At 45.5% G+C, this 14,175-nt stretch carries 6 protein-coding genes, 2 tRNA genes, 2 rRNA genes and 1 riboswitch; of the genes, 6 read left to right on the plus strand and 4 right to left on the minus strand.

What is annotated here, in order from left to right; all coding sequences use genetic code 11:
* The first annotated feature begins 27 nt into the window (after positions 1 to 27).
* The 4 genes from rrf (BSZ04_RS09890) to BSZ04_RS09905 all read left to right on the plus strand — a co-directional run bounded on the left by rrf (BSZ04_RS09890) (position 28) and on the right by BSZ04_RS09905 (position 560).
* A 5S ribosomal RNA gene (gene rrf / locus BSZ04_RS09890) occupies positions 28 to 144 on the plus strand.
* A 97-nt stretch (positions 145 to 241) separates the two neighbouring features.
* A tRNA-Thr gene (locus BSZ04_RS09895) sits at positions 242 to 317 on the plus strand.
* Between the two features lie 18 nt (positions 318 to 335).
* Positions 336 to 452 (plus strand): 5S ribosomal RNA (gene rrf / locus BSZ04_RS09900).
* 31 nt (positions 453 to 483) lie between these two features.
* Positions 484 to 560 (plus strand) — tRNA-Asp (locus BSZ04_RS09905).
* A 612-nt stretch (positions 561 to 1,172) separates the two neighbouring features.
* Here the strand turns inward: BSZ04_RS09905 and BSZ04_RS09910 are convergent.
* Positions 1,173 to 2,495 carry a cation:proton antiporter gene (locus tag BSZ04_RS09910; RefSeq protein WP_010450518.1) on the minus strand — a complete coding sequence of 441 codons (1,323 nt, stop codon included), beginning with the start codon at positions 2,493 to 2,495 and terminating at the stop codon, positions 1,173 to 1,175.
* Between the two features lie 191 nt (positions 2,496 to 2,686).
* Here BSZ04_RS09910 and metH point away from each other — a divergent pair, with 191 nt between their 5' ends.
* Complete coding sequence (gene metH / locus BSZ04_RS09915; protein WP_088880311.1) at positions 2,687 to 6,367, plus strand: methionine synthase; 3,681 nt, start codon at positions 2,687 to 2,689, stop codon at positions 6,365 to 6,367.
* A 67-nt stretch (positions 6,368 to 6,434) separates the two neighbouring features.
* Here the strand turns inward: metH and lysC are convergent, their stop codons facing one another.
* On the minus strand, positions 6,435 to 7,787 hold the full coding sequence (gene lysC, locus BSZ04_RS09920; RefSeq protein ID WP_088880312.1) for a lysine-sensitive aspartokinase 3: 1,353 nt from the start codon (positions 7,785 to 7,787) through the stop codon (positions 6,435 to 6,437).
* 123 nt (positions 7,788 to 7,910) lie between these two features.
* A riboswitch (Lysine riboswitch) is annotated at positions 7,911 to 8,089 on the minus strand.
* Positions 8,090 to 8,312: 223 nt separating this feature from the next.
* Here lysC and BSZ04_RS09930 point away from each other — a divergent pair.
* Entirely contained in the window at positions 8,313 to 9,434 is a 1,122-nt protein-coding gene (locus tag BSZ04_RS09930) for a pyridoxal-phosphate-dependent aminotransferase family protein (RefSeq protein ID WP_088880313.1), read from the plus strand.
* A 56-nt stretch (positions 9,435 to 9,490) separates the two neighbouring features.
* Here BSZ04_RS09930 and BSZ04_RS09935 read toward each other — a convergent pair whose 3' ends face one another.
* Positions 9,491 to 11,275 carry a PglL family O-oligosaccharyltransferase gene (locus tag BSZ04_RS09935; RefSeq protein ID WP_088880314.1) on the minus strand — a complete coding sequence of 595 codons (1,785 nt, stop codon included), beginning with the start codon at positions 11,273 to 11,275 and terminating at the stop codon, positions 9,491 to 9,493.
* Between the two features lie 64 nt (positions 11,276 to 11,339).
* Positions 11,340 to 14,162, minus strand: coding sequence for an excinuclease ABC subunit UvrA (gene uvrA, locus BSZ04_RS09940; protein WP_088880315.1), 2,823 nt, complete (start codon positions 14,160 to 14,162; stop codon positions 11,340 to 11,342).
* Positions 14,163 to 14,175: the final 13 nt, after the last annotated feature.

The raw sequence follows: 14,175 nt of genomic DNA on the forward strand, positions 1-14,175 counted from the left end.
AAACAGCTTTCCGAATTAAAGAATTTGCTTGGCGACCATAGCGATTTGGACCCACCTGATTTCCATTCCGAACTCAGAAGTGAAACGAATTAGCGCCGATGGTAGTGTGGGGCTTCCCCATGTGAGAGTAGGACATCGCCAGGCTTTAAATTTAGTTTTTACCTTTTTAAAGGTGAAGACACTAGTTAAGAGAGCCCGTTTGTAAAAACGGGCTTTTTTAGTCCTAAAGGGACATCTTGATGCTGATATAGCTCAGGTGGTAGAGCGCATCCTTGGTAAGGATGAGGTCCCCAGTTCGAGTCTGGGTATCAGCACCATTTATAATCAGAATTTTGCTTGGCGACCATAGCGCTTTGGACCCACCTGATTTCCATTCCGAACTCAGAAGTGAAACGAAGTAGCGTCGATGGTAGTGTGGGGCTTCCCCATGTGAGAGTAGAACATCGCCAGGTTCTTATTTAGACTTCAAAGTCTGACCAATGCGGAGCGGTAGTTCAGTTGGTTAGAATACCGGCCTGTCACGCCGGGGGTCGCGGGTTCGAGTCCCGTCCGCTCCGCCACTTATTCAGACAAAGCCCTAGCAGAAATGCTAGGGCTTTTTCGTTTGCGCTATTATTTTGGTCTACGACCAACGAGCCCCGCTTGTGTGCGAGTCCAATTGAGTGCAAGTCCAGCCGCTCTGCCACATATTTAGAAACCCAGTCTTCGGACTGGCTTTCTTCGTTTTAAAGCAAAGCGAGGGGATGAGTCCTGAAAAAGTTTTGCCCGTTAACCTCAATCCCGGTCGTCTACCACTTATTTAGGCAAAGCCTTAAGTTGTGCCTCGAAGTTATCCCTGTACACGTAAACCCTCTCATCAACTGGGCAGACTTAGTTAGTGAGGCTATTTGTGTAAAGCTAGCCGCTTCCTTCACTTCATCAGCTTAGCTTTGAATCGCTACCTTCGATAGGTAATGTACGATGTCTTTGATTACTTGTAATAAAAGTAGATACTCTTGTACTAATCTTATTGATTCTAATTAACCGCTGCTGCACGTTTTTGGCTCAACTTGATATTTTCAAGTGGTGTTTAAAGCTCATATGTAATAAATCGAATTAAGCATAGGTTTTCCGCATGTAGACATAAAAAAAGGCAGCCTATTGGCTGCCATAAAGTCTGATGGGACAAGTGGTCACTCTTGAGATATTTCAGAATCTTTTGTTTTATTCGATTCTTCTTCAAGTAATCGCTCTGCCATCTTTGCTTTCTCTATCATAGGTGTGATTGTCGAACCTTGGACAAGAATAGAGAATACAACAACCGAGTAGGTCATAACTAAGATGATCTCTTTTACATCAATTAGCTTGTCCGGAATCACCCAAAAACCAGATGGTATAGACAATGCCATTGCGAGTGCCAATCCACCCCTTAAGCCTCCCCAAGTAAGAATCTTGATAGACCAAGGGTTATATTTTCGGTATCGCTTAAATCCGATATAGGAGATAAATACACTTAAGTATCGAGCTGCAAGTACTAATGGTACGGATATCGCCATCATGATCCAGTCTTCTTTATGGAACTCGAATAGCAGCATTGACATACCTATTAGTAGGAATAACACACCATTTAAGAATTCATCGACAAGTTCCCAAAAGTGGTCTAGATGATCTTCACTCTCTTTAGAGAAACCAATAAAGCGAGTCCAGTTACCAATCATGATGCCCGATACAACCATCGCAAGTGGACCTGATACATGTAGGTACTCTGCAAAAGCGTATCCAGCAGTTGGGATACCAATGGTCAACAATAGCTCCATTGAATGATCATCAGTTGCACTGATCAAGTAGTGGAATAATAGTCCTAGCGCAAAGCCGTAGACGATCCCTCCAATGGCTTCTTGGATAAACAGAAGAGTTACACTTCCTACGGTAGGCGCTTCTGTTCCAAAAGCAATAGTAAATAGAGTTACAAATATGACGAGGCCAAAGCCATCGTTGAATAGTGATTCCCCTTCAATCTGAGTTGAAATTCGTCTTGGAGCATCAAGTTTCTTAACAATCGCGAGCACGGCGATTGGGTCAGTAGGTGAAATAAGTGCGCCAAACAATAAACAATAAATCAGATCAAATTGGATACCGATCAGGCTGCAAAAGCCATAGAGAACAAAACCTATGAAAAAGGTCGAGAAGAGCGTTGCCCCCAAGGCAAGAACCGTAATCTCCCATTTTTGATCTTTGAGATTTGGTAGCTTAATCCCCAAGCCTCCTGCAAAGAGGAGGAACCCCAATATCCCCTTGAGTAAAAAGTCTTCGAAGTTGATTTTCGTAACAGTCTCAGTAGCTATCTCTGTGAGATGAAACCAGTCATTTTGACCTGCTATCAAAATAAGGAGAGAAAGTACCATTGAACCGGCGGTAATAGCGATGGTAGTTTGCATTTTCCCTATCTTGCTGTTTACAAAGGCAATAATCATTGCTGCAGCAGATAAGAAGCATAAGGTATGGTAAACCGACATAGAGCTCTCTATTTGTAACAATTTATGAATGGAATTTTCGGACGATGTTGAGCAAATAGCAAACATTTTTTCGTGATATTACGGTAAGCAAGAATGGAGACAAAATAATCAGCAATTCGTATTTTAGACGTCTAGACTCCTTTAATTTGTGTGATAGGATGGAGAGATAACTAAAGGAATGAGGCTGTACTGTGGGAAGTAATGTAAGACAACAGATTGAAGCTCAATTAAAGCAGCGTATCTTGCTGATCGATGGTGGTATGGGCACCATGATTCAGGGATACAAACTTGAAGAGCAGGACTATCGAGGAGAACGCTTTGCGGATTGGCATTGTGATCTAAAAGGCAACAACGATTTGTTGGTGCTCACTCAGCCTCAATTGATTAAGGAAATCCACAGCGCTTACTTAGAAGCTGGCGCTGATATTCTTGAGACCAATACCTTTAACGCGACGACGATTGCGATGGCTGACTATGAAATGGAAAGCCTGAGTGAGGAAATCAACTTTGCCGCTGCAAAGCTTGCCCGTGAAGCCGCTGATGAGTGGACGGCAAAAACGCCAGAGCGCCCACGTTATGTTGCGGGTGTGCTTGGTCCAACAAACCGTACTTGTTCTATCTCCCCTGATGTAAACGATCCGGGCTATCGTAACGTCAGCTTCGATGAGCTTGTTGAGGCTTATTCAGAATCCACTCGAGCGCTGATCAAAGGTGGCTCTGATCTTATTCTGATCGAGACCATCTTCGATACGCTTAACGCGAAAGCTTGTGCCTTCGCGGTTGATAGCGTCTTCGAAGAATTAGGTATCGAGTTACCAGTTATGATCTCCGGTACCATTACCGATGCTTCTGGACGCACCCTCTCAGGTCAAACTACGGAAGCCTTCTATAACTCTCTTCGTCATGTTAACCCGATTTCATTTGGTTTGAACTGTGCACTTGGTCCTGACGAACTACGCCCTTACGTAGAAGAGCTTTCTCGTATTTCGGAATCTTTTGTCTCTACTCACCCAAATGCGGGTCTACCGAATGCGTTTGGTGAGTATGACCTTTCACCTGAAGATATGGCGGAACACGTTAAAGAGTGGGCGGAGAGTGGTTTCCTCAACCTAATTGGCGGCTGTTGTGGTACCACGCCAGAGCATATTCGCCATATGGCAATGGCCGTTGAAGGCGTCACACCTCGTGATTTGCCTGAGCTTACGGTTGCTTGTCGTTTATCCGGCCTCGAGCCTCTTACGATTGAAAAAGAGACGTTGTTTATCAACGTGGGTGAGCGCACTAACGTAACTGGTTCTGCTCGATTTAAGCGTCTGATCAAAGAAGATCTCTACGATGAAGCGCTGGAAGTTGCTCGTCAGCAAGTGGAGAACGGTGCACAGATCATCGATATCAACATGGATGAAGGTATGTTGGACGCAGAAGCGTGTATGGTTCGCTTCCTAAACCTATGTGCGTCTGAGCCTGAGATCTCCAAAGTGCCAATCATGGTCGACTCTTCTAAATGGGAGGTCATCGAGGCGGGTCTGAAGTGTATTCAGGGCAAGGGCATCGTGAACTCCATCTCTTTGAAAGAAGGTAAAGAGAAGTTTGTTGAGCAAGCAAAACTGATTCGTCGCTATGGTGCTGCAGTTATCGTTATGGCGTTTGACGAAGTTGGTCAGGCAGAAACACGTGAGCGGAAGTTAGAAATATGTACTAACGCTTATCGTATCTTGGTTGATGAAGTCGGCTTCTCACCAGAAGATATCATCTTTGACCCGAACATCTTTGCTGTTGCTACGGGGATCGAAGAGCACAACAACTACGCCGTCGATTTCATCGAAGCGGTTGCCGACATTAAGCGCGACTTGCCTCACGCGATGATCTCCGGCGGTGTGTCTAACGTTTCCTTCTCATTCCGCGGTAATAATTACGTTCGAGAAGCGATTCACGCGGTGTTCCTATACCACTGTTTTAAAAATGGTATGGACATGGGCATCGTTAATGCGGGTCAGTTGGAAATTTACGATAACGTTCCAGATAAGTTGCGTGAAGCGGTAGAAGATGTGGTTCTTAACCGTCGTGATGATTCGACCGAGCGGTTACTTGATATAGCAGCAGAATACGCAGGTAAAGGCGTTGGTAAAGAAGAAGATGCTTCTGCACTAGAGTGGCGTACTTGGGCGGTAGAAAAGCGTCTAGAGCATGCGCTTGTTAAAGGTATTACTGAGTTCATTGTCGAAGATACCGAAGAAGCTCGCCTTAATGCCTCTAAGCCACTTGAAGTCATTGAAGGTCCATTGATGGACGGCATGAACGTGGTGGGTGATTTATTTGGTGAAGGTAAGATGTTCCTTCCTCAGGTAGTGAAATCTGCGCGTGTTATGAAGCAAGCTGTAGCGCACTTAGAGCCTTTTATTAATAAAGAGAAGCAAGCGGGTTCTTCCAACGGTAAGATCTTACTGGCTACGGTAAAAGGTGACGTGCACGATATCGGTAAGAACATTGTTGGCGTGGTTCTGCAATGTAACAACTACGAGATCATCGATCTTGGCGTCATGGTGCCATGTGAGAAGATCCTCAAGGTAGCCAAAGAAGAAAACGTCGACATTATTGGTCTTTCTGGTTTGATCACTCCGTCCCTCGATGAAATGGTGCATGTAGCGAAAGAAATGGAGCGTCTTGATTTCGATCTTCCGCTTCTGATTGGTGGTGCAACAACATCCAAAGCGCATACGGCGGTTAAGATTGAGCAGAACTACAAACATCCAGTGGTTTATGTCAATAACGCTTCTCGTGCGGTTGGTGTATGTACATCATTACTTTCAGACGAACTTCGTCCTGGCTTTGTTGAGAAGCTGGACGTGGACTATGAACGCGTGCGTGATCAGCATAACCGTAAGAAGCCGCGCACTAAGCCTGTTACTTTAGAAGAAGCACGAGCGAACAAAGTCGCGATTGATTGGGATAAGTACACACCTCCTGCTCCTGCGAAGCCGGGTATCCATATTTTTGATGACTTTGAAGTGTCTACTTTGCGTAAGTACATCGACTGGACGCCTTTCTTTATGACTTGGTCGTTAGTCGGCAAGTATCCAACAATCTTTGACCATGAAGAAGTGGGTGAAGAGGCTCAACGCCTGTACAAAGATGCTAGTGAACTACTAGATCGTGTTGAGCGTGAAGGGTTACTCAAAGCGCGCGGCATGTGTGGTCTGTTCCCTGCAGCAAGCGTGGGTGATGATATCGAAGTCTACACCGACGAATCGCGTACAGAAGTAGCGAAAGTGCTGCATAACTTGCGTCAGCAGACGGAGAAACCAAAAGGCTTCAACTACTGCCTGTCGGATTATGTTGCCCCGAAAGAGTCTGGTAAGCATGATTGGGTTGGTGCTTTTGCTGTAACCGGTGGTATCGGTGAGCGTGAACTTGCTGACGAATACAAAGCGCAAGGTGATGATTACAATGCCATCATGATTCAAGCGGTAGCGGACCGTCTAGCGGAAGCATTTGCTGAGTATCTACATGAGCGTGTGCGTAAAGAGATTTGGGGTTACGCTGCGAGCGAAGCTCTGTCGAATGAAGAACTGATTCGTGAGAAATACCAAGGCATTCGTCCTGCTCCGGGCTATCCAGCATGTCCAGAGCATACTGAGAAAGGACCGCTTTGGGAGCTTATGAATGTTGAAGAAAATATTGGTATGTCACTGACATCGAGCTATGCGATGTACCCAGGTGCATCTGTATCGGGTTGGTACTTCTCGCATCCTGACTCTCGTTACTTTGCGATCGCTCAGATCCAAGAAGATCAGCTGCAAAGCTATGCTGATCGCAAAGGCTGGGATAGGATCGAAGCGGAAAAATGGTTAGGTCCCAACATTAACGGTTAACCAAACCATATAGAAACTAAAAGGGCTGCCATGCGCAGCCCTTGTTTATTAGTGAATGAAAGCAGTCTTATTGCTCGAACAATTCAGTATGCAGTTTTTGGATCGCTTGGCGAGATACGGACTCGTGAACAAGGAAGCACAGGTTATGTGGGCTTGCTCCGTAACAGATCATACGTAGGTTGAAGTCTTCTAACGTACCAAATACTTGTTTCGCGTAGCCTTTGCTTTCACTCATGTTGTTACCAATCAGAGCGACGAGGCATAGGTCTTGTTCCACTTCTACTTTACACAGCTCTTCAAGCTCTTCACGCGCGGCTTGTGGTAATTGAGGAGCGCCGCCAGACGTGTCTGTTTGATCAAGAGTGAGTGACACACTGATTTCAGATGTGGTGATCAGGTCAACAGAGATTTTGTGCTTCGCTAGGATCTCAAATACTTTCGCTAAGAAGCCGTATGCGTGGAACATGTTAGCACTGCGTAATGTCACCATGGTTTGGTTACAGCGCAGAGCAAGTGCTCGGAATAAAGGTGAGCTCTCTACTTGGTGCCGGATCCATGTGCCGCCTTTTTCCGGTTCTTTAGACGAGCCTACGAATACAGGGATGTCGTGACGAAGTGCCGGAACCAGTGTTGAAGGGTGCAGAATTTTTGCGCCGAAGTTTGCCATCTCTGATGCTTCGCTAAAGCTGATCTCTGGGATTGGCGCTGCTTTTGAGGCGATACGTGGGTCTGTGGTATAGATGCCCGGAACGTCAGTCCAAATCTCTAGACCTGCTGCTTTCACACCTTCTGCAATGAGTGCTGCACTGTAGTCACTGCCGCCACGACCAAGCGTGGTGGTATTACCTTCTTCATCTGAGCCAATAAAACCTTGGGTGATAACCACGTATTCTTGGCAAAGTGGGACTAACTTTTCTTGTGCTAGCTGCGAAATTGTCTCGACATTAGGTTCAGCTCGACCAAAATTACCATCGGTTTTTAGCACGTCGCGAATATCAAAACGAACTGCATTCACACCACGCTCACACATTAGTTGCGTAAGAATATGAGTCGACATTAATTCACCACAAGCGACTAAATGGTCTGTCAGTTTGGTGCTTGCTTGGATTGAAGCAGCCTCTGCCAAGCTCGTGACGGTATCAAGAATCGAATAAACCTCAGCTGCTGCTTCGGTTGCGTTTTCTAGCTGCGACAGAATCGATTCGTGGATGCCTGCTAGTTTCTGAAGTACTTCTGCTCGATGTTCTTGGTCTTGAACACCATTTGCCAGCTCAACCAATAAGTTAGTGACACCTGAGCAAGCGCTGCTGACGACAAGACGAGTATTTGGGTTGTTTTCTATGATAGTGGAGCAACGACTCATTGCCTCAAAGTTGGCAACACTGGTTCCACCGAATTTTGCTACGTTAAATGCGCTCACTGCGTTCTCCCACGACTTCCTGAAAAAATAACAACAATTAATTGGTTGCCCAATACATCCAATGTTTGGTGAGGAAAGGAACAGAGCAAATAGAGAGGTAGTTAGAATGTAATTTGAAAATTTACCCTCAGAAGCTCTTCATCATACGGCGCTGATGACAGTTGATGGGACTCAACCCAAGTCAACCGACAAGTCAAATCCTGCAACTTTGACTTACCTCGGCACTACTCCCCCTGAGTGATTGGTATTGGAATTGCGGCTCCACAAATCACCTGCCTGGGTAGTGCTCCTCTTCTGCATAAAGCTTAAACATTGAACGGTTTTGCTGTCACATTGTCAACCAATATCTCAACCATTATGAAAGTTTTTATTAACGAATTTGTGACAGTGGTTTGACCTCTATACTTAGGGCTAATTGCCGATAGAGGAAAAATCTATTAGGGTGAAAACTCCGATGCCTGAGCCAGCATTTTACATAGAACTTTTATAACGCTCAGGATGAATGACTGCAATCAAGGAGCTGATATGCCGATCCAAAGCTTTATTCCCCCACATCGTATTTTAATGGGACCTGGTCCATCTGATATTTCACCTCAAGTTTTACAAGCGCTTAGCCGTCCAACGGTTGGTCACCTAGACCCACTTTTCATTGCCATGATGGACGAGCTAAAACAACTGCTTAAATACGCTTTCCAAACGGAAAATGAATTTACCATTGCAGTCTCTGCGCCGGGCAGTGCAGGCATGGAAACGTGCTTTGTCAACTTGATTGAAAAGGGCGACAAAGTCATCGTCTGCCGCAATGGTGTTTTCGGTGAGCGTATGCGTGAAAACGTGGTTCGTGCTGGTGGGGAAGCGGTTGTCGTCGATGATGAGTGGGGAACGCCCGTATCGGTCGATAAAGTTGAAGAAGCGTTAAAGCAGCACCCTGATGCTAAGATTCTTGCTTTTGTTCATGCAGAAACATCGACGGGCGCGGTAAGTGACGCCCAAGCCTTGGGTAAGCTGGCGAAGCAATACGGTTTGCTATCGATTGTCGATGCTGTAACCTCACTTGGTGGTGTGCCCCTTAAAGTTGATGAGTGGCAGTTAGATGCTGTGTATTCGGGCAGCCAAAAATGTTTGTCGTGTGTTCCTGGCTTATCACCAGTCACCCTTTCTCCAGCTGCTATTGAGAAGATTCAATCCAGGACGACACCGGTTCAAAGCTGGTTCTTGGATCAAAGCTTAGTGCTGGGTTACTGGAGCGGAGAAGGCAAGCGCAGTTATCACCACACAGCGCCGGTGAACAGCTTGTATGCTCTGCATGAAGCTCTACTTATCCTTAAAAATGAAGGTTTAGAAAATGCATGGGCGCGTCACCAGTTAATGCACGAGAAGCTTAAAGCAGGTCTGCAAAAACTAGGCTTTGAATTTGTGGTAGAAGAGGAGTATCGACTACCGCAATTGAATGCGATTTATGTCCCTGAAGGAATTGATGAAGCAAAAGTGCGTAATCACTTACTTGAAACCTACAACCTAGAGATTGGTGCAGGTCTTGGTGCGCTGGCTGGTAAAGCATGGCGAATTGGATTGATGGGCTATGGTGCTCGACCTGAAAATGTTGCTTTGTGTTTGCGAGCTTTAGAAGAGTCTTTGACTGAATAAACTGCCTCGGTAATGAGATAAAGAAAAGCGAAGGTTATTCCTTCGCTTTTTTGTATTTATTGCTTAGCACCTGACGTCGGTGTTGGTGAAGCAGATATGGCTTGAGAAGGTGGCTGATAGTTGACGCCACTGAAATCAATTTTAGGGAACAAGAACTGTGCCTCAGCGCGAATTTGTTCTGCCTTGCTTGAGTCATCCAACCCTTGATATGCCAGTATCAAGTTGTTGTAAAATGCTGGGCGTGGCTTGTCTTTAATGATTTCCAAAGACCAATCAATGTAAGGCTGAATCAAGGTTGGATCTTGCTTGTATAAACCGATGTTTAAGAAAGTACTGTATACATCCCAATCGAAACGATCTTTCCAAACCACAGGATTTGTCACCTGATTTAAGATGTCCGGGTTAGTCGGGCGCGTTGTTTCAAACTTGGTTAAGACATAGTTGGTGTGCAATGCACTTAACATGTAAAAGCTGATAGCAGCGGGTATCACTATGCTACAGACTCTCAGTAGGCTTTTTGTAATTTTACTAAAATGGACTTTTCGATATCGAGAGACTCTCTGATCAACCCAATAAAGTAAAATAACAAAGATTATCCAATGGATGAAGGAATGATAAAATGGATACTCTAGCTGTGAGTGCATCAAAATAGGGATAAACAAAGCAAGAATAGCCAGGCGAGTTCCCCTTTTGGCATGGTAGATACGAAAAAGCACCAAGCCAGCAGCCAGTGTAATGCCAATAATTGGCAGTAATCCCCCTTCTATCCCCCAATATAGCAACTCATTATGTGGGTGATCCAAAGCTGGTAAACCGCTAGGGTAGTTTTCATTTAATGCATGCTGCCTAGCTGTATACAGAATGTATGAGGGTTCAAAATTACCATACCCATAGCCAGTAAACGGCTTCTCAATCAGCATATCTAGCCCCTGCTTATAAAGCGTACTTCTTATGTCATCGGAAGCTGTCGCTTTTTGGCTGAGTCTGTTACCGCTCTCATTTTTAACGATGGCTAATGTGGTGCCAATCATAAGGCCAATCAGGATTGAAAATAGCCAGCAAACTAGTCGTTTTTTAGTGGTAAAACGGAATAGATATGGAATTAGCAAGAGCAAAACAAAAATGCAACTCAGCCATCCTGTTCTAGATGCGAGTACGATAACTAACGGTATAGTCAAAATAGGGACTAAGTACAAAACAATAATATCACTGAGCTTACGTTCATACTTATAAGGTTGTCTTGCTAAAAGGTAGCCTGTAATCGCTAGCCCTGTTACTAGGAAGCTAGCCATTACATTTGGTTGTTGGAAAATACCATATGGTCTATTAGCAACTGTGTCATATCCAAAGATATTACCGGGTTGCAATACTAAAAACTGGATGAAACCAAACAGTGACTCAATGAGCACCGCGAGTACGATGAACCACAAGAGTCTCTGCTTGTGCTTGTTGCTGAATTTAAATTGTTGTAGCAAAACGAACAATATCAACCCAGTCCATAGACCGATAAGCTGATTTGCAGAGTGTTCAATATTCGCATTGGGGAAAAGCACTGGTATGGAAATGATCACACCGCTAAATAGCAGGCCAATGGTTAATTTTGAGTATCTTACTTCTCTATTGGTTGCTAAATGATATAGGCCTATTCCAAGGCTGATACTCAAACCAATCCAAGTTGTGGCGTTAAAAGAGAGGGCAAGCCCTGAGCCGCCAGGGTTTGGCATAAATATATGCATCGCAAGTAGAAAAACAACAGTGAGAGAAATAAGAAACTTGCGATTTAGAGGCGCTTTCACTCTATTTGGAGAAAGTTTTGTGCCACTTACATGTATCGTTGCCATGAAATTACGCCATTACTATTAAAAAAGACCAGCGAAGGCTGGTCTTTTACTTTACCTGTTTTTTTTACTTCAACATAGGCTTAAGGAAGCGAGCGGTGTGTGAACCTTCGATCTGAGACACATCTTCAGGCGTTCCTTGTGCGATGATTTCACCACCACCCTGTCCGCCTTCGGGACCTAAGTCGATAATCCAGTCTGCCGTCTTAATAACATCGAGGTTGTGTTCGATGACGACAACAGTATTTCCGTGGTCTCGCAGACGGTGCAGTACAGTTAGTAGCTGCTGGATATCGTGGAAGTGCAGACCAGTTGTCGGCTCATCCAAAATGTATAAGGTTTTGCCGGTATCACGTTTAGACAGCTCTCTAGCCAGTTTCACACGCTGAGCTTCACCACCTGACAATGTAGTTGCTGCTTGACCTAAACGAATGTAAGACAAACCTACATCCATCAGAGTTTGCAGCTTACGAGCAATAGCAGGTACTGGATCGAAGAAAGTGCGTGCATCTTCTACCGTCATTTCCAGTACTTCATCAATGGTCTTGCCTTTGTAACGTACTTCAAGTGTTTCGCGGTTGTAGCGTTTACCTTTACACACATCACAAGGAACGTAGACGTCAGGGAGGAAGTGCATTTCCACCTTGATTACACCATCGCCCTGACAGGCCTCACAGCGACCACCGCGTACGTTAAAGCTAAAGCGCCCCGGCTTGTAACCGCGAGAGCGTGACTCTTGCGTGCCCGCAAAAAGTTCACGAATCGGAGTAAATATGCCTGTGTAAGTGGCAGGGTTTGAACGTGGCGTACGACCGATAGGACTTTGGTCAATGTCGATAACTTTATCGAAGTGCTCTAACCCTTTGATTGTTTTGTATGGTGAAGGGTGCGCAGTTGTTGCACCGTTCAACTGGGTATGGGCGATCTTAAAGAAGGTATCGTTGATCAGAGTCGACTTACCTGAACCAGATACCCCCGTAATACAGCTGAACAAGCCAACAGGAACGGAAAGGTCGACATTCTTTAAGTTGTTACCTGTCGCACCAAGTAGTTCAACGGTTTTCTTTGGATCGCGTGGCGTACGCTCTTTTGGTACTGCAATCTCTTTCGCACCACTGAGGTACTGACCAGTCAGTGAGTTCGGATTGGCGATGATCTCGTCCATCGTACCCTCAGCGACCACGTTACCACCGTGTACACCTGCACCTGGACCGATATCGATCACGTGATCAGCACAACGAATCGCATCTTCATCGTGCTCAACCACTAATACTGTGTTACCCAAATCTCTTAGGTGGGTCAGGGTTTTCAATAGGCGTTCGTTATCACGCTGGTGGAGGCCAATTGATGGCTCATCCAGAACGTACATGACACCCACTAAACCAGCACCAATTTGGCTCGCTAAACGAATACGTTGAGCTTCGCCACCCGATAGGGTTTCTGCACTGCGCGATAAGTTGAGGTAGTTCAAGCCTACGTTAACCAAGAACTGCAGGCGATCATTGATTTCCTTCATCACTTTTTCAGCGATTTGGGCGCGTTGACCTTCGAGCTTCAAAGAGTGGAAGAATTCCAATGCGTCGGCGATGCTGAGTTCAACAATCTCCGGTAGTGTCGTATCGGCGATAAAGACGTTACGAGCTTCTAGGCGAAGACGAGTAGCGCCACAGCTTGAACAAGACTTAGTAGAGATGTATTTCGCAAGTTCTTCACGTACTGAGTTAGATTCGGTATCGCGGTAACGGCGCTCAAGTGTATTCAGGATCCCTTCGAAAGGATGACGCTTAACACGAATGTCACCACGGTCGTTAATGTACTTGAACTCGACTTCAGTACGCCCAGATCCTTTAAGAATGATGTCTTGGGTTTTCTTTGGCAGAGAATTAAATGGCGCATGAAGATCGAAACCGTAATGATCCGCCAGCGCTGTCAGCATCTGGAAGTAATAGTAGTTCTTTTGATCCCAACCACGAATCGCACCTTGTGCCAAGCTAAGCGTTTCATCTTGAATAACTCGACTTGGATCGAAATATTGCTGCACGCCCAAACCATCACAAGTGCCACACGCACCAGCTGGGTTGTTGAATGAGAACAAACGAGGCTCAAGCTCTTGCATGCTGTAACCGCAAATAGGACAAGCAAAGTTGGCAGAGAAGATCACTTCTTCGCCATCGCCATCCATTGGAGCAACAACGGCGATACCACCAGAAAGCTCCAATGTGGTTTCGAAGGATTCAGCTAAACGTTGCTGCAAATCTGGGCGAACTTTAAAGCGGTCCACAACCACTTCTATGGTGTGCTTCTTGTGCAATTCTAGCGGCGGTGGATCAGAAAGATCGCAAGTTTCACCATCGATGCGTGCGCGGATGAAACCTTGAGCAGCTAGGTTCTCTAGCGTCTTAACGTGCTCACCTTTACGCTCTTTCACGATAGGAGCGAGTAGCATCATTTTGCTGCCTTCTGGCAACTCTAAGACTTTATCGACCATTTGGCTGATAGTTTGTGCTGCCAGAGGCGTATGGTGTGTTGGACAACGAGGTTCGCCAACGCGTGCGTAAAGCAGACGGAGGTAGTCGTACACCTCAGTAATGGTACCAACGGTAGAACGTGGGTTGTGTGATGTTGATTTCTGCTCAATCGAGATCGCAGGAGACAAACCTTCGATGTGGTCAACATCCGGTTTTTCCATAAGAGACAAAAATTGGCGTGCGTAAGCTGATAGCGACTCTACGTATCGTCTCTGACCTTCCGCGTACAAAGTATCGAATGCGAGAGAGGATTTACCAGAACCACTCAAACCAGTAATGACAATCAGTTTATCGCGGGGGATAGTGAGGTTGATGTCTTTGAGGTTATGGGTGCGGGCACCACGAACTTCTATTTTATCCATCGTTTTTGCTCTA

Origin of the sequence: Vibrio rotiferianus, assembly GCF_002214395.1 — a bacterium.
Taxonomy (GTDB): domain Bacteria; phylum Pseudomonadota; class Gammaproteobacteria; order Enterobacterales; family Vibrionaceae; genus Vibrio; species Vibrio rotiferianus.